The following is a 16,239-nucleotide window of genomic DNA, read 5'->3' on the forward strand; positions in this document are numbered from 1 at the left end:
TTTTAAAACGTATAACCTTTTATGGGCTAAAAAGGAGACTTTAAAATGTCAAAATCAGCATGCAAAGAAAAGTAAACTTAATTAAAATGAAAAAGGGGCTATCCTTTTGAGACAGCCCCATTAATTTATAAATCCGGCATTACTCCGGCATCACTGTGCTTTCATAAGCCCCAATATCCGGTGCATTCGTACGGCTTACACCATTAATGTCAAACGGTACTGAGTTGGCTACAGCCTGCCCGGCTACACCCTCTGCGGCCGATTCGCCCTGTATGATGTTGAGATTGTTCCTGTTTGGAGCGAAAAATTCAGGGTTATTTTCTGTTGAAGTTTTCGCATACAGGCATTGGTTATAGAATACCATATCGAATTCTGTGCTGTTTTCAAATTTGTATAATTCCTTACCGGTAAACTGGTTGCTGTAATCGCTGAACTTGATGAGGCAATGGTCAAGGTCTACATTAAATGAGGTCGGCGGGTTTGTATCGGCACCCTTCCTGTCAAAAAGGATTCCGTAGTTTGATGATCCGTAAAGAATGCAGTTTTCAAACTTTGCATCCACATCGGCTACCAGTGTGCCCTGTTCGGTATCAAGATAGTCTACTACCAAAACGGGCACCTGGTTGAAAGTACTGTAATGATTTCCAAAAGTACAGTGCCTGAACCTGTACGTTCCGCCAAGCGAGCAGGCGAGCCCGGCTTCCCCTGCGTTATTGATTACAAGGTTATCGCCATTAACCACGGAGCGTTGCGCAAGCATGCCATATACCGAACTGTTATATATCTGAGAATTGGTAATATTCAATTTTGGAGTTGCCGGCTGGTCTTCATTGGCACGTTCTACCAACAGCCCAATGACTGCATTTTTTATAGTAAGGTGATTGATTTGGTTATCGTTGCCGGACATGAGGAAAACGGTCCCCCATTGCCCCGGTACATCGGCAAAACCCGGTTCAAGCCTGTCGCCTTCAAAAATTACTTCATTTTCAAGAGTTTCTGGATCAGAGGACAAAGTGCCGTTCACATTCAGTGTGCCGCTACTATCTACGATCAATCCCGAATCGGCATGGAAATGTACCCGCGTTCCCGGGTCGATGCTGAGGGTGCGGCCGTTGGGCACAAGGGCATATCCGTAGACCACATACGGTTTATCATTGGTCCAGTGCAGTTCTTCAGGTGTAGTGAGTTCGTGGCCCAAAATATCATCATCCAGCCCGTTGACATTCAGTGTTTCCTTGGCGTCGGTAGGCAGCGGCCTGTCGGGCTTTATAAATATGGCATCCTGTACCAGGGTTACAAGTTCCACTTTTTGCTCGTTAGCCCCATTGTCAAAATAGATCTTATCGTTATACAGGAAAGTGGTAGTGTTGTTTGCATATTCATTGTAATCGATAGTAGTTTCAATGAATACGAACATACTGTCCTTTGCCAACAGTTCGATGTTGTTGAACACCTTGCCGGGAATGCCGTCGACCATCAGGCGGTATTTTGATGCTTCGCCTTCGCCAAGCCTTATGCTTGGGATATTGATGTTTTTATTACTTCGGTTGTAAACTTTAAGAGTATAGGTGCTCGAGCCTATATTAGTGAAAACAGTATCCAGGTACACAGTGTCCTTAGAGAAACGGAGGTCGCCCGTGCTGGGTTCAAACTCAAAGTCGTTACGGCAGGAAGTAAGCGATACGGCAAAGCCTATGAAAAGCAATAGTAAAATTCGGCGCATGCGAAACAATTTTTTGTAAAAGTAGCTATTAATTTGAAATTTATGAAAGCGATTTAACGTATAACGCAGCATTGGTTTATTTAGTTTATCGGTTTATCTGTTGATATGTTTATTTTGGTTTGAGTGAAGCTCCGTTTGTTATTTGGGATTTGTCTTTTGGAATTTGTATCAGACTCTTTGTACTTTTACAAACCTAAATCATACTTATGCCTTTCGATAGAGAAAAAGCACTGAAAATGTGCAACGACTTTGCCAAAAATACCCTGATGGAAACCCTCGAAATAGTCTATACCGATGCCGGTGAAGGCTTCCTGGAAGCTAAAATGCCGGTCAATCCGCGCGTACACCAACCCATGGGGCTATTGCACGGCGGGGCTACAGTGGCATTGGCCGAAAGTGTGGGCAGTGCGGCATCGCTCATGTTTGTCAACCCTGAACTGCAGGAAGTGCGAGGTATCGAGATATCGGCCAACCACCTGCGCAGTAAGCGTGAAGGCGTTGTCACAGGCACTGCAAGAATAATACACCAGGGGAGGAGCCTGCACCTGTGGGAAATAAAAGTAACCGATGAGCAGGGAAGATTGATATCGCTTTGCAAGATTACCAATATGGTGCTTCCCAGAAAGCGTTAAATCGGTGATTTGTTGATTTGATTGTTCTGAGTTACAAATAACCAAATTAGCGTATCCACAAATCCACAGAAATGAAAGAACTTTTTTCCAAAATAACATCGCACCTCAGCCTGCAGCTGCCTTTTGCGGTTTTTTGCAAGCCTGGACAAATGGAAGTTACCGGGTTTTTCCAAAGAGAACCGGGAGTGCATTATGTTGAAAGTTATGAAGATGCCGGATTTGTATTCGCGCCATTCTCGGGAGAAAAGCGTATGTTTATCCCGTTGGACAAGGCCGATACCATCGCTGCTGTTTATAACGGAAATCCGGACGTGCAGCCGGCAAACCAACCGGAAATCGACCTAAGTGCCAAAAGAGCTTTTGAGGCGCTAGTAGCTAAAAGCGTAGCCGAAATACACTCGGGTGAATTTGAGAAACTGGTATGCTCGCGTACGGAAAAGGTGCCGTGTGATGCAGATGTAACGGCGATTTATGAAAGGCTGCTTGCTACGTACCCGAATGCCTGCCGCTACTGCTTTTATACGCCCGAAACGGGATTATGGATGGGCGCAACGCCCGAGCAATTGCTAAGATTTGATGGTAAAACACTACATACTGTTGCCCTCGCCGGTACACAGTCGTATGCTGGAGGGGAAGTTGTTTGGGAGGACAAGGAAAAACAGGAACAAAAATTTGTTACCGATTACATATTAAGCGAACTGGATAGCCTAGCAACCGATGTACAAATTACCGGGCCGTACACCTTCAGGGCAGGCAACATTGTGCATATAAAGACCGACATCAAGGCGACAGTAGAGGCCTCCGGCTTAAAAGAAATTATCGATACACTGCATCCGACGCCGGCAGTATGCGGCTTGCCAAAGCACGAAGCCATGCAGTTCCTTTTGCATAATGAAGGTTATGACAGGGAGTATTATTCGGGTTTTTTGGGTGAAATGAATATGCATGATGCGGACGGAAAACAAACTGACCTGTTTGTCAATCTACGTTGCATGAAAGTAAAGGATAGTACAGCACAGCTCTTCATAGGCTGCGGCATTACCAAAGACAGCAACCCACAAAAGGAATTTATAGAGACAGTCAATAAGAGCATGACGATGCGCAGGGTGCTGTAATCCTGTTAATGTGCGTTAAAAAGTGGTAGGCACGGCATGGTAATTGTTAACTTGTCCTTTAAATCTGAGATATGAAGATAATATCCATACCTTTTTTAGCGCTGTTTTTTCTTGCATGTGGTAAAGAGAAGCCGGGGCCGGCGGTTGCAGTACAGACACCCGTTATTGAAACCCCGGTAACGGGTAGCGATGAAATTAAGCGCGCCGAAATTATCGCTTTTGCCAAAAAATACCTCGGTACCGCCTATTGCTATGCCTCTTCCGATCCAAAAAAAGGTTTCGATTGTTCCGGATTTGTAAATTTTGTCTTCAATAATTTCGAAATTGAACTGCCACGCAGCTCTTCGGGTTTTGCCAATATTGGTAAAACGCTGAAACCCGATGAGTTCAGGGTTGGCGATGTGCTTGTATTCTATGGCTACCGTGACCGTAATTCCATTGGTCATGTAGGCATCATCTGCGAAGCCAATGGGATGAAATCCAAATTCATACATTCTTCATCGGGCAAAGAAATGGCGGTCATTATCAGCGACCTGGATTCTGACCAATATACAAAGCGCTTCTACAAATGTGTCGATGTGATAAGCGAGTAGCATTTTGCGGTCATAATAAAAAATCCCTATTTTCGTTTACCTAAACAAAAAACCATGAAAAAGCTGTTTTTATTTATAGCGTTCACCTTATTGCCCTTAGCCACTTCAGCTCAGGAACAGTTCTCTATTTTTTTTGACACCAATAAGCACGAACTTACCAAAATCCAGCAGGACAGGCTTGCCGAATGGATTGCAGCGAATAAAACCTCCAAGATACTTGCCATTAATGGCTATACTGATGAAGACGGAAGCATCGGCCTGAACGATACACTCGCCCAACGCCGTGTGACGCATGTGTTTGGCATGGTAAAAGGCAAAGTGAATACCCGTGAAGATTTCAAGACACGCAGCTTTGGGAAACTTCATAAAATGTCGCCGGTAAAAGCTGAGAATCGTAAGGTTACGCTGTACTATCTGCAGCAGAAGGATCTTGCATTGGAAAATGAAATACTCGGCATTGCCGAAGCGCCAAAACCTGCGCCGAAAGTAAAAAAAGCGGCTGAATATCCTTCAGAAATTACTGTACGCAATCCTGATGGAAAAGACGAAACCCTCAAGTTGGATGTAGCTTTCATGAAAAAAGTAGGTAATGCCAAAAAAGGTGATGTCATAATTATCAACAACCTCAACTTTTACGAAAATACCTTTGGGGTCGTAAAGGAATCACGCAACCGTATGCATGAGCTGCTTGAGATCATGAATGCCAATCCCGACCTGAAAATAAAACTCCAGGGCCACGTATGCTGCATGAAGGCCGATCGCCAGGACCTTTCTACTAAAAGGGCTAAGGCCATTATGCAATTCCTCAATACCAATGGAATAGAGAAGGATCGCCTGTCATTTGAGGGCTTTGGCGTTTCCAGGCCGCTTCACCCAATACCTGAAAAAACTAAAGAACAAGCAGCCGAAAACAGGAGGGTAGAAATACTGATCGTGGAAAATCCGTAATTCTCGATTTTTACCAGTATCATTTTTGGCATAGTTACTGCATAAGTATCTGTGGAGAAAATGATTATGAAGAAGAGATATATACTGGTTATATCAGTCACAACCACATTATTATTGCTGACATTCACCTGCAACAGCTGTTCCGGTTTGTCAACGGGCCTGAATAAAATTACTGATGCAATCACCAATCCGACGGCCCGTGAAGTATATGCCCGTGAACTCAGGCACAACCAGGCCCTTTACGATGCGTGGGATTCAGCTTACCTGGCTTCATTGAATGATAGCCTGGAGGTAGCATTACCTTACGGTGAAAGAGGTAATTTTAACGGCAGGGATAACAGGGTATATTCGTATTTGATCGACATGCAGGAAGGCGAAGTACTGTCGTCTTCGGTCACTTTCGATTCGGTACACCAGCGCATCTTCATGGATGTCTATAAATGGGATGGCCTGGCCTGGCAAAAAGCTGACAGTAGCGACCCTTCGCATCCCATTATAGAATTGCCAATAGAAACATCGGGAAGTTATAAGCTTATTATTCAGCCTGAAATAGAGGTGATTAGTGATTTTTTTATTGGCATCAGCAAAAAACCAAGGTATGGATTTCCCGTAGCGGGAAAGGGGAATTCAGTTGTCATGAGTTTTTGGGGTGTAGACCGCGATGGCGGCAAACGCAGGCACGAGGGCATTGATATATTTGCGAAAAAAGGCACGCCTGTTGTCGCTGCCACTGATGGTACAGTAGGATTTACCGGAGAACGCGGCATTGGAGGCAAACAGGTCTGGCTGCGTGAGGGGTTATTAGGCAACTCACTATATTACGCCCATCTGGATAGTATAGCGGTTGAAGGTGGCACACGCGTAAAGGCAGGCGATACACTTGGATTTGTAGGCAATACAGGAAATGCGCAATTTACGCCCCCGCATTTACACTTCGGTATATATAAAAACGGCGCTGTAAATCCACTCCCTTTCGTTTACAAAACAGAAAATATTTCCGAAATGCAGTTTCCAAAGACCTTTAATTCAGGCATTCAAAAAGTAAAGGGCAGGGCTAATCTGCGCAAAGGACCAGCCACAACGTTTGCTGCTATAGGATCGCTTGGTACAAACGATAGTGTATATATATTAGGCCAGGCTAAGGATTGGCTTCACATTGAAACGTTAACAGGGCAAAAGGCATTTTTGCACAAAAGCCTTCTCAGATAGGTTTACATCTCTCCAAGGCGGCTGTCAATAAATTCATAGTTTTCCACTTCAAGAGGGAATGCCATTTTATGGGCCCTGAATTTTACATGGTCAGCATCGAGCACCTCATAGGTATAGATGTCCGTTTGCCCCGAATTGTAGTGAAGTTCGTGGAATTTGCCGCCTTCAATCCACCATTCTCCCTTTTCGGTGAATTTATCCACTTCACCATCTTCAGTAACCGACATAAACAGTAATACAAAGGTACCGTCAGCAAAACGGTGCATTACCCAGTGCTTCTGCATGCCCTGTACCTGCTGGTCTTTTTCGGAACCTTCCCATGTGCCTGCAAGCTTCGGATCTATTGGTTTGGCATTTTTCTTCTGAGCAGCTACTGACAGAGAAAACAATATTGTAATAACTAGTATCAACTTCTTCATTACCGGTGGTTTTCGGCAAAGCTAGCAAAAATTATCTATTACAACTCATCCTCTAAATTCTACAATTCGGTAAAAGACTTTTTTCAGGGAAAGTAAAACAATGCACCTTTGCTTCATCAAAATACAACAACCTAAAAATTATAAATTATGGTACGAGTTATTTCAGCATTAGTCCTTTTGGTTTGCACAACGCTAAGTGCACAGTCAAAATTTGAAACCGGCATGCAAAAAGCATTTGCCCTTTGGGGAGAAAACAAGAGCACCGAAGCAGCAGCAATGTTCGAGAGGATTGCGGCCGCAGAGAAAACCAACTGGCTTCCGTATTATTATGTTGCTTTGGTAAATACCACCGATGCTTTCCAGACGCAGGATAAAGAAAAAATTGCCGCCCTTTTGGCAAAAGCACAGGAAGCGACAGACAATGCTCTTGACCTTTCGCCTGATAATGCAGAGCTCCTGGTGATGCAGGCTATGATACACACTGCATGGATCGTGGCCGACCCGATGACCAACGGTATGAAGCTTTCAGGTACGGTAAACGAAATTTACGCTAAAGCCATGAAAATTGCGCCCGACAATCCAAGGGTCGTATTCCAAAAAGCTGAGTTTGAGATAGGCGGTGCGCGATATTTTGGTAAAGACATTAAGCCTATGTGCGCCGAAATTGAAAGAGCTGTAGGACTTTTTGCTAACTTTAAGCCGGAAACACAGTTCCACCCGAATTGGGGAAAGGAAAGGGCTGAGCAGGCGCTCGCCGAATGTAAAAAATAACAGGCAATGAATATTTATAAGGAATTAGCAAAGGCAGCGGGAATAGGTGTAATCATTTACCTGGTATTGCTGTTCGGGGTGTGGGGAGGCAGGTTTGAATGGAGCTATCTGTACCTGATACAATTCCTTTATGTGGTTGTCGGCTACTCAATGAGCCTGTATATGGCCAATAAGCTGGTTTTTGTGTGGCTGGACAGGAAGTATGGGCCGGCAGGTCTGAGGCCAAAACGTCTCATAGCGGGTTTTCTGATGTCCTTCGCTGTGTCACTTTTCATCATTTTCCTGCTGAGGATTTTTGAGGATGTTGTGATTGAAGGGGAGACCTTTATAAAGTTCTTTGAGGAAGAGAAAATAGAGAACTATTACGTTGCAACAATCATAACGCTTACCATAAGCCTGTTGGGTCATGCCATTGCTTTTTACAAGCGTTACCAGGAGAATAGGGTTAAGGAACAGAAAATCATTGCCGGTACTGCATCGGCTAAGTTTGAAACGCTTAAAAACCAGATTGACCCGCATTTCCTCTTTAACAGCCTGAATGTACTAAGCTCATTGATAGAAGAAAACCCCGACAGCGCCCAGCGGTTTACCACATCGCTCTCAAAAGTATACCGTTATGTGCTGGAGCAGAAGGATAAGGAATTGGTGAGCATACAGGAAGAACTGGACTTTGCCAAAACTTATATGAACCTGCTCAAAATGCGGTTTGAGAATAGTGTTTTTTACGAATTGCCGGCAACCATTTCAAGTGCTGATGCCCGCGTGGTTCCGTTGTCGCTCCAGCTATTGCTGGAGAATACGGTAAAGCACAATATAGTGAGCCAGCAGAAACCCCTATATATCAGGATATTTGAGCAGGATGGATATCTCGTTGTGCAGAACGACTATCAAAAGAAAGAGGTTTTGCAGGACAGGAAGGGAGTGGGGCTGCAAAATATTGTGAGCCGGTACGCCATCATTACTGCACGCAAAGTGCTTATAGAGCAGACAGAACAACACTTTACGGTGAAATTACCGGTATTGACAAAACAGGTTACCATAATGGAAACAAGTTATAACGAAACAGAAAGCAGCTACCTTAAGGCACAGAAAAAGGTAGAGGACATAAAAGGGTTTTACGGCAACCTGATGTCATATGTTATTGTAATTACAGGATTGGCGGTGCTCAACCTGGTTACATCGGCGGAGCACCTGTGGTTCCTTTATCCGGCAATAGGCTGGGGGATTGGGGTAGTAATCCACTTTTGCAGCGTATTCAATTACATACCTTTTCTTGGCCGTGACTGGGAGGAACGCAAACTCAATGAGCTTATGGAGCGGGAACGAAGCAGCAAATGGAAATAATTTATTTAAGGAGGTTCAATCATCAATCAAAATCATCTAACAATAAAAGTCATGGAACCTAATTTCGAAGAACGCAGTTACATCAGGGCAAAGAAGAGGGTAAAAGAACTTAAGGCCTTTTACGACCATGTTACCAGTTATATCATAACTGTGCCTGTACTGGCAATGATAAATTATTACATCACTCCCGGACATTTTTGGTTTTGGTCAACTGCAGGAGGCTGGGCTATTGCCATTGTAATACATGCACTTATGACATTTACGCCACCCTTTTTAGGCACTGATTGGGAAGAGCGAAAAATTAAGGAAATCATGAGTAAGGACAATAGTAAAATATATAGCCATGAAAAGCAGATTTGAAAACAGTGATATTGAGCGTGCCCGCAAAAGGGTTAAGGAAATAAAGTCATTTTATATAAACCTTGCCCTTTATTGTACCATTATACCCATCCTGATCATCATCAACCTCACTTTTACACCGGGGTTTTACTGGTTCTTTTTTTCGATGGCCGGATGGGGGCTGGGGCTGCTTTTTCATGGTATGGCTGCTTTTAACTATGTACCTTTCCTTAGTAAAGACTGGGAAGAGCGAAAACTGCAGCAGTTTATGGAAGAGGACCGAAAGGCAAGGGAGAAATTCAGGAATAATGATAATCAAAACCTCTGATTTATGGAAGAGTTATTTGAAAAGGCCAGTTATGACAGGGCGAGAAAGAGAATCAATATGCTCAAGGACTTTTACAGGCACATCCTGACATTTATTACAGTAAATGTATTGACATTCGTAGCCGGCCTCATTGGTTTTGGCCTGCATCCTGCGGTTTGGTACAATTGCCTTATCGGGACGCTCCTGGTAGGCTCATTGACGGTTTTTGCCAACGCAGTAGTACTATTTGGACCCCAACTTATCTATAAGAAAGGCTGGGAGCAACAAAAAATGCTGGAAATCATTGAGGAAGAGGAACGTAAAAACAAAACCAACAAAAAATAAACCATCATGGAAGATTTATTTGAAGAACAGCAGCGGCTCGACAAAGCCCGTAAGAAGGTGGAAGACATCAAAGGTTTTTACAAACATCTTGCAGCCTATGTGCTCGTAAATATTTTCCTGCTCGTAATACACGCTATCAATCTAGGACCGGACGAGAGCTTTTGGTCATGGGGCAGCTTCATAACACCGCTTTCATGGGGAATAGGACTTTTGGCGCATTGGCTTACCGTATATAATCGACATGTCTTTTTCAGCAGGGACTGGGAAGAGCGCAAAATACGTGAGTATATGGAGAAAGAGAAGAGCCGTGCGAACAAATGGGAATAGCCCATCATATTTAGGAACTAATCAATTGAAGTAAAAATCTCAATTAAAAGTAAGTGCCCCCAAAATTTCTTCGCTCATGAATGGCCCGCCCGGAAACCTTGCAGTATAATCCAGGTTTAACCATATCTGCCCGCGTTCATCAATATGGTAATGAATTTCTTTTCCGCGGCTCTCCTCCACAAAAAGCACTTCCTTTATCAGGTAGTTTGCTGTTTCAAGATCCGTTTTGTCGCCTATAAGCATTTCAGGATATAAATGCCCACCGGTGTGTATGATCCTTGGGATGCCGCCTACAGCCCTTATGCATGCCGACATAAGTATCGCATGGTCATCGCAATCGCCCGAAAAATGCTGAACCGATTCGCTGGCGTTAGCTATGTATTCCCTGTGCCTGGGGTCATCTACATAGTTCCAACGGTTCCTTATTTCCTTGAATACTGCAAAGCACTGTATCATTTGCCGCTCTTTTTTGTATCCGGGCACATTCCTAAAGTATTTTGTGGTGGCCATAAGGGCAAAATTCCTGACATCAGGATTGTTGTAATCTACAGCATCGATGATTAGTGATTTATTAGGGAAAGGAAGGAGTTTGGATATGATTATATCCTGCGGGTTGGGGTCATCAGCCATGGTATAGACCATTGAACGATAGTCTTCATAAACGGCATTAAATCCATAATTGCCGAATAATGTACCCCATACCAATGCCAAGAGGTAAAGTGCTATGCATACAATCAGTATAGTCTTCATTAAGCGCAGCACAAGCTGTATCCCAACTATAAGAACAATCCCGATCAATATCCTGTCAAGATGGAAAGGCCATTCAGGATCTATCAGGTTTTGGTGTATGATGATGAAAAGCGGAATAGCGATCAGAACATTCAGCGCAAAAATGATAATAGAATCCCATGGCTTCTTTACCTGAAGCTTAGCTTTTATCCTTTGTATTTTTGCGAGGTACGGCTTTATCATCGTGCATAAAAATAAAACAAAATGTTTTATTCAACTGCACTCTCAAATGCAGCCTTTTTTTCAATAATGTTTAATTCAAACAACTGTTCCTGTACTTTGTCAAACGTATTTTCATCCAGTTTCTTTTGTGACCATTCTGTCAGCGCCAGCCATTCATTAATGTCTTCCTCCTTTTGTCCGTAAGAGTAGGCAAGCTTAGTATTAATCCCCGCAATGTCTTTAAATCGGGCAGTCATGTTATTGATGATATCCAAAAGCGTACCGATTTCATCAGGGTGCGCTTCAAGCACTTCATTTCTTACAGCAATCACAAAGCATGGCCATGGGGTAGGGCAGTCGCCAATGCGGCGGAATATGCCTGCATCAACAATGGGTTTGGTCATGAAGCGCTCCCACATGAAATAATCGGCTTTGCCTTCTGTAAGTGACTCAACCGCTCCGTCGAGCGTATTTACAATTTCAAATTGGAGGTTTCCGGTATCCCAGCCCTGCTGTTTAGCATTCACAATTGCCATAAGGTGCGATCCTGATCCGTAACGGCTTATGGCAATTTTACCACTCCTTACATCTTCAAGGTTTTGGAAACCCGATCCGGCCGCAACATGTATCCCCCATATCAACGGCGATTCTACATATACCTGTACTATTTTGCTATCGTTGCCCGCAGTAATATCTTTTATGATTCCCTCTGTCAGTATAACGGCAATATCGGTACTGCCGTCACGAAGCATCTGGCAAAGCTTGCCGGTACCTTCCGGCACATTTGTCCATTGGGCATCAATGCCGGACTGTTCAAACCTTCCTTCTTCAATGCATAAGTGCCAGGGCAGGTTAAAATGCTCCGGCACACCGGCTATCTTTAATGTTGTCATTAGCTGTTGGCAATTTTATCAAGCGTATATTCAATCAGTTTGTTCACTGCTGCATAAGGGTCTTCGCTAAAGGTACCGTTGGCGCGGTTGGCTATGATGGCATTCAGCGAAAGCGCCTCGTGTCCCAGCAGTGCCGAAAGCCCATAGATGGCAGCTGTTTCCATTTCAAGGTTGGTTATCCTGTCGCTTTTGTATGTAAAGCTGTCCATTTTGGAGTTCAGTTCTGTGTCCTGTAAGGCAAGCCTCAAAACGCGTCCCTGTGGGCCATAAAACCCTCCCGATGTTGCTGTTATGCCCTTGTGCATTTCATTGCTAAAGATTATGTCTTCAAGTTTTTTACTGCAACGCACCACGTATGGATGGCCTTTACGTAAGTCCCAGCCGGTATGTTTTATAAAGGCTTCTTCCACAGCGTGGTCGCTAATGGTGTCTACGGCATACGAACGCATCATGTTATCCAGCCCCAGGCCATATTCCGAAAGGACAAAGCTGTTTACAGGGATGTCAGGCTGCAACGCACCGGAGGTGCCTATGCGGATAATGTTGAGCGAAGTATGCTGCTCTTTTATTTTCCTTGTCTCCAGATCTATATTTACAAGTGCATCCAGTTCGTTGATAACGATGTCAATGTTATCCGGCCCAATACCGGTAGACATAACTGTCATGCGTCGGCCTTTATATTGGCCTGTTTGCGTTTTGAATTCCCTTTTTTGTTTGGTGAATTCGATGCTGTCAAAATGTTTTGTGATTTTTTCCACACGGTCCTGGTCACCTACAAATATGATATCATGCGCAATGTCTTCCGGTCTCAGGTTGAGGTGGTAAATGCTCCCGTCGGGATTGAGTATAAGCTCTGATTCTTTTATTTTCATTGGTTTATGTATGTCGGAGGTTCGATTTCCGAAGCCGGATGCACGTTTCCCCGATGTTGGTAATTTGTGATTTGTCTTTTGGGGTTTAAAGCTATCCGCCAACACGTTTTACTTTATATCCTTCTTTGCTCAGGAAATCCATTATCTTATCCCTGAAGTTACCCTGAATGATGATTTCGCCATCTTTGGCTGAACCACCGACTCCGCAAAGGGTTTTCAACTGCTTTGCCAGGGCTTTCAGGTCATCGTCGCTTCCCTCAAACCCTTTGATTACCGTTGCGATTTTTCCGCCGCGGTTCTTTTTATCAAGGTGTGCCTCCAGCCGCTGTTCGTTGTTAGGCAGGGTTTCCTGTTGTTCCTCATTATTTTCAAACTCGAAGTCTTTATTTGTAGAAAACACAAATCCTCCGAGGTCTTCCAGGCTGTTTGATTTTTTTGCCATAGTTTATCCATCATGTTTTTATGCGGACTGTCATTGCGAGCGGAGAGAAACGGAGCGCGGCAATCTCAGGAAAGATTGCTTCGCCGTGCCTCCTCGCAATAACGGACCGCGGGAATGTTCCCATCAATAAAAAAAGCATCAGGCTTTTACACCCAATGCCTTTAAACGGTATAAAAATAATGATTATTTCTTTATCAACCCCAAATCTACCAAACGTTCGTGAAGGAAATCGCCGGCCGTGATGTCATCATACAATTTCGGGTGGTTTTCATCGATGCAATTCTCCAGGCAGTCCAGCTTCATTTCGCTTACGGGGTGCATGAAAAAAGGTATGGAATAGCGGGAAGTGCCCCACAGTTCCCTTGGCGGGTTTACCACCTGGTGTATGGTGCTTTTCAGCTTGTTGTTAGTATGCCGCGACAGCATATCGCCTACATTAATTACCAGTTCATCAGGCTCGGCAATAGCGTCAATCCATTCGCCGTTATGGTTTTGCACCTGCAGTCCTTTACCCTGTGCACCCATCAGGAGGGTTATCAGGTTGATGTCTCCATGCGCTGCCGCACGTACCGCATCTTTAGGTTCTTCAGTAATGGGAGGGTAGTGGATCGGCCGGAGAATGCTGTTGCCCTCTTTGGCATAGTTGTCAAAATAAAATTCGTCCAGGCCAAGGTACAGGGCGAGTGCCCTAAGTACATAAATCCCCGTTTTTTCAAGCATTTGGTAGGCTTTTTTACCTACTTCGTTGAACTTAGGGAGTTCTTTTACCTCCACATTGTCAGGGTACTCTCCCTTGCGTTTTGAGCCCTCTTCAAGATACTGTCCAAAATGCCAGAACTCTTTAAGGTCGCCCGCCTTACGGCCTTTGGCGTGCTCCTTGCCAAACGACACATAGCCGCGCTGGCCGCCTATGCCGGGAATTTCATATTGCTCCTTCACCTCAAGCGGGAGGCTAAAGAAGTTTTTAACTTCGGCATACAGGTCGTCAACAAGCTTGTCGTCGAGAAAATGCCCTTTTAATGCTACAAAGCCAATATCTTCGTAGGCTTTACCGATTTCATTTACAAATTTCTGTTTGCGTTCCGGGTCACCCGAAAGGAAATCACGCAGGTCCACACTTGGGATGTTTTGCATAAAAATTGGTTTTTGTTACTGCCCCGCGGGGCTGTCACAAAGGTAAAAATTAATTTTCACCCGTAGTTACCTAAACGTTACCAACTGATACGTTGCAGATAGGTAGCGGTACGATTAAAATTATTTGCCGATAGATGAATGTTAATAAAATAGAGTAGACTTTATTAAGAATTTACAAAAAATTAGTAGGTTTACACTCTTTATCAAACCACTACCAACTTACTAATCAATTATATGAGAAAAATTTATTTTCCTCTGGTTTTTTTGTTATTTCTTGTGAATTTCAGTGCCTTTGCAAAGAAGTCGTGCTCGAGCTTACTTTTTGAAGCCACGGCTTGGGTTCCCTCGGCAACGATATCGGGTACCACAGAAGTTTGTCAGGGAAGCGGCCCACAGCAGATTACTTTTACAGGTTCCGGGGGTACAGCGCCTTATACTTTTACGTATAAAATCAATGATGGCGCCAATCATACTGTTACGACTACAAATGGTAATACAGTAACTGTGGATGCTCCCTCAAATATTGCGGGCACTTTTGTTTATACACTTCAAAGCGTCATGGATTCATCAGCTGATGCTATTGAGGAAACGGCTTCAGGGAGTGCGACAATAACCGTAAATGCCCTGCCGGTTATAACAGGTGCCAGTGCACTCTGTGTAGGTACCACTATAGATTTAGATGGTTCCGGACAGCAGGCGCCAAACCCGGCGTGGTCGTCTTCCAACCCGGCAGTAGCAACAGTGAATAATGCTGGTATTGTAGATGCACAGGCACCGGGAACCACGACAATAACCTATACCAATAGTAATGGTTGCCAGGAAACCAAAGTAATTACGGTTCACGCATTGCCGGTTGCAAATTTTACTTTTAACCCTTCTGTAACCTGCGCTAGTCAGGCCAAAGCATTTACAAATACTTCAACAGGAGCGAACCTTTCCTATCTTTGGAACTTTGGCAACCCTGAATCAGGCAGTCTGAATACATCTACAGTTCAAAATCCACAACATATTTTTGAAGCACCGGGTAATGGGACTCAAACATTTAATGTAACATTAACAGTAACCAATACAGTAACGAATTGTCAAGATGTTCAAACACATTTAGTAACAGTCAATCAGGTACCTAATACTAATTTGTTTGGTACAGGGTCAACTGTTTTCAATAGCATAACAACTTTTCGTGTATGTCAGAATGCCCCATCTCCACTTAGTTTTGGTAATTTGTCTACAACTCAACCAACTAATACACATTATCATATTGATTGGGGTGACAATTCTACGGCATATGATTCTGCAACTTTCACGGGTACTATTCAACACACTTATGCAGTTGGTTTATGGACATTGACCTATACTATTACTGGGCAAAATGGCTGTACAGCGACTAAAGAATATAAAGTTTTCGTTGGGTCGAATCCTGCTGTTGCACTTGGAAACCCAGGCAATACAGATATTTGTATAACAGGGAATATCGCAGATGATACGCTCACATTTCCTATAACTGGAACCTCGAACAATGCGCCAGGCACGACCTACACCGTTACATTTAGCGATGATCCTTCAAATCCACAAGTATTTAATCACCCTCCGCCTGCATCGGTTTCACACCGATTTTTAGATACCTCATGTGGTGAAAATCTACCGAATTTTCCAAATTCCTTTTCAGCGACTATCGTTGCAAGAAATCCATGTTCACAATCAGTTGTTTCAGTAGTTCCAATTTATATTTCAACGAAGCCTGAGGGAGACTTTTCAGTACCTACAGAAAATGAATGTGTAAATGAAACAGTTTGTTTTACAAATACCACAGAAAACTCAAATAGTATTGACAGCTCTAATGGATCATGCTCAACAGGGGCGCCTATTTTGTGGACA

At 43.7% G+C, this 16,239-nt stretch carries 19 protein-coding genes and 1 pseudogene; 12 read left to right on the top strand and 8 right to left on the bottom strand.

What is annotated here, in order from left to right; all coding sequences use genetic code 11:
* Nucleotides 1-139 precede the first annotated feature (139 nt).
* Nucleotides 140-1,723, bottom strand: coding sequence for a hypothetical protein (locus tag OGH69_RS16450; protein ID WP_265175585.1), 1,584 nt, complete (start codon nt 1,721-1,723; stop codon nt 140-142).
* Nucleotides 1,724-1,929: 206 nt separating this feature from the next.
* Between OGH69_RS16450 and OGH69_RS16455 the strand changes: the two genes are divergently transcribed.
* The 5 genes from OGH69_RS16455 (at nt 1,930) to OGH69_RS16475 (ending at nt 6,220) form a co-directional block, all read left to right on the top strand.
* Entirely contained in the window at nt 1,930-2,355 is a 426-nt protein-coding gene (locus OGH69_RS16455; RefSeq protein WP_265175586.1) for a hotdog fold thioesterase, read from the top strand.
* Nucleotides 2,356-2,426: 71 nt separating this feature from the next.
* The gene (locus OGH69_RS16460; RefSeq protein WP_265175587.1) at nt 2,427-3,470 is read left to right on the top strand and encodes an isochorismate synthase; all 1,044 of its coding nucleotides are present in this window, start codon (nt 2,427-2,429) and stop codon (nt 3,468-3,470) included.
* Nucleotides 3,471-3,541: 71 nt separating this feature from the next.
* On the top strand, nt 3,542-4,063 hold the full coding sequence (locus tag OGH69_RS16465; RefSeq protein ID WP_265175588.1) for a C40 family peptidase: 522 nt from the start codon (nt 3,542-3,544) through the stop codon (nt 4,061-4,063).
* Nucleotides 4,064-4,117: 54 nt separating this feature from the next.
* Complete coding sequence (locus OGH69_RS16470) at nt 4,118-5,011, top strand: OmpA family protein (protein WP_265175589.1); 894 nt, start codon at nt 4,118-4,120, stop codon at nt 5,009-5,011.
* A 66-nt stretch (nt 5,012-5,077) separates the two neighbouring features.
* Nucleotides 5,078-6,220 (top strand): M23 family metallopeptidase, encoded by a 1,143-nt coding sequence (locus OGH69_RS16475; RefSeq protein WP_265175590.1) that lies wholly within the window; start codon nt 5,078-5,080, stop codon nt 6,218-6,220.
* Nucleotides 6,221-6,222: 2 nt separating this feature from the next.
* Here OGH69_RS16475 and OGH69_RS16480 read toward each other — a convergent pair whose 3' ends face one another.
* A complete protein-coding gene (locus OGH69_RS16480; protein ID WP_265175591.1) occupies nt 6,223-6,639 on the bottom strand; it encodes a hypothetical protein in 417 nt (138 codons plus the stop codon).
* 147 nt (nt 6,640-6,786) lie between these two features.
* Here OGH69_RS16480 and OGH69_RS16485 point away from each other — a divergent pair, with 147 nt between their 5' ends.
* From OGH69_RS16485 to OGH69_RS16510, 6 genes are read left to right on the top strand one after another with little or no spacing between them, the layout of a single operon-like run.
* Nucleotides 6,787-7,410, top strand: coding sequence for a tetratricopeptide repeat protein (locus OGH69_RS16485; protein WP_265175592.1), 624 nt, complete (start codon nt 6,787-6,789; stop codon nt 7,408-7,410).
* Between the two features lie 6 nt (nt 7,411-7,416).
* Nucleotides 7,417-8,754: a 2TM domain-containing protein gene (locus OGH69_RS16490; protein WP_265175593.1), complete on the top strand. Its 1,338-nt coding sequence runs from the start codon at nt 7,417-7,419 to the stop codon at nt 8,752-8,754.
* Between the two features lie 51 nt (nt 8,755-8,805).
* Nucleotides 8,806-9,114 carry a 2TM domain-containing protein gene (locus OGH69_RS16495; protein WP_265175594.1) on the top strand — a complete coding sequence of 103 codons (309 nt, stop codon included), beginning with the start codon at nt 8,806-8,808 and terminating at the stop codon, nt 9,112-9,114.
* The gene (locus OGH69_RS16500) at nt 9,098-9,421 is read left to right on the top strand and encodes a 2TM domain-containing protein (RefSeq protein ID WP_265175595.1); all 324 of its coding nucleotides are present in this window, start codon (nt 9,098-9,100) and stop codon (nt 9,419-9,421) included. Before OGH69_RS16495 ends, OGH69_RS16500 begins: the two co-directional genes overlap by 17 nt.
* A 3-nt stretch (nt 9,422-9,424) precedes the next feature.
* Complete coding sequence (locus OGH69_RS16505) at nt 9,425-9,745, top strand: 2TM domain-containing protein (RefSeq protein ID WP_265175596.1); 321 nt, start codon at nt 9,425-9,427, stop codon at nt 9,743-9,745.
* A 6-nt stretch (nt 9,746-9,751) separates the two neighbouring features.
* A complete protein-coding gene (locus tag OGH69_RS16510) occupies nt 9,752-10,072 on the top strand; it encodes a 2TM domain-containing protein (RefSeq protein WP_265175597.1) in 321 nt (106 codons plus the stop codon).
* Nucleotides 10,073-10,111: 39 nt separating this feature from the next.
* On the opposite strand, the gene OGH69_RS16515 is transcribed toward OGH69_RS16510, so the two are convergent.
* The 6 genes from OGH69_RS16515 to OGH69_RS16540 form a co-directional block, all read right to left on the bottom strand.
* Nucleotides 10,112-11,044, bottom strand: coding sequence for a transglutaminase-like domain-containing protein (locus OGH69_RS16515; protein WP_265175598.1), 933 nt, complete (start codon nt 11,042-11,044; stop codon nt 10,112-10,114).
* A gap of 26 nt (nt 11,045-11,070) precedes the next feature.
* Nucleotides 11,071-11,916: a substrate-binding domain-containing protein gene (locus OGH69_RS16520; RefSeq protein ID WP_265175599.1), complete on the bottom strand. Its 846-nt coding sequence runs from the start codon at nt 11,914-11,916 to the stop codon at nt 11,071-11,073.
* Nucleotides 11,916-12,788 carry a nucleoside phosphorylase gene (locus OGH69_RS16525; protein ID WP_265175600.1) on the bottom strand — a complete coding sequence of 291 codons (873 nt, stop codon included), beginning with the start codon at nt 12,786-12,788 and terminating at the stop codon, nt 11,916-11,918. Before OGH69_RS16525 ends, OGH69_RS16520 begins: the two co-directional genes overlap by 1 nt.
* A 91-nt stretch (nt 12,789-12,879) precedes the next feature.
* Entirely contained in the window at nt 12,880-13,230 is a 351-nt protein-coding gene (locus OGH69_RS16530) for a translation initiation factor (protein WP_265175601.1), read from the bottom strand.
* A gap of 183 nt (nt 13,231-13,413) precedes the next feature.
* A complete protein-coding gene (locus OGH69_RS16535) occupies nt 13,414-14,364 on the bottom strand; it encodes an isopenicillin N synthase family dioxygenase (protein ID WP_265175602.1) in 951 nt (316 codons plus the stop codon).
* A 548-nt stretch (nt 14,365-14,912) separates the two neighbouring features.
* The gene (locus OGH69_RS16540; RefSeq protein ID WP_265175603.1) at nt 14,913-15,149 is read right to left on the bottom strand and encodes a hypothetical protein; all 237 of its coding nucleotides are present in this window, start codon (nt 15,147-15,149) and stop codon (nt 14,913-14,915) included.
* On the opposite strand from OGH69_RS16540, the pseudogene OGH69_RS18260 reads away from it, so the two are divergent.
* Nucleotides 15,106-15,462: pseudogene (locus OGH69_RS18260) on the top strand (PKD domain-containing protein); the annotation flags it as partial. The gene OGH69_RS16540 and the pseudogene OGH69_RS18260 sit on opposite strands and share 44 nt — an antisense overlap.
* Nucleotides 15,463-16,239: the final 777 nt, after the last annotated feature.

The sequence above is a fragment of the Flavobacterium sp. MFBS3-15 genome, assembly GCF_026107645.2.
Lineage (GTDB): Bacteria > Bacteroidota > Bacteroidia > Flavobacteriales > Flavobacteriaceae > Flavobacterium.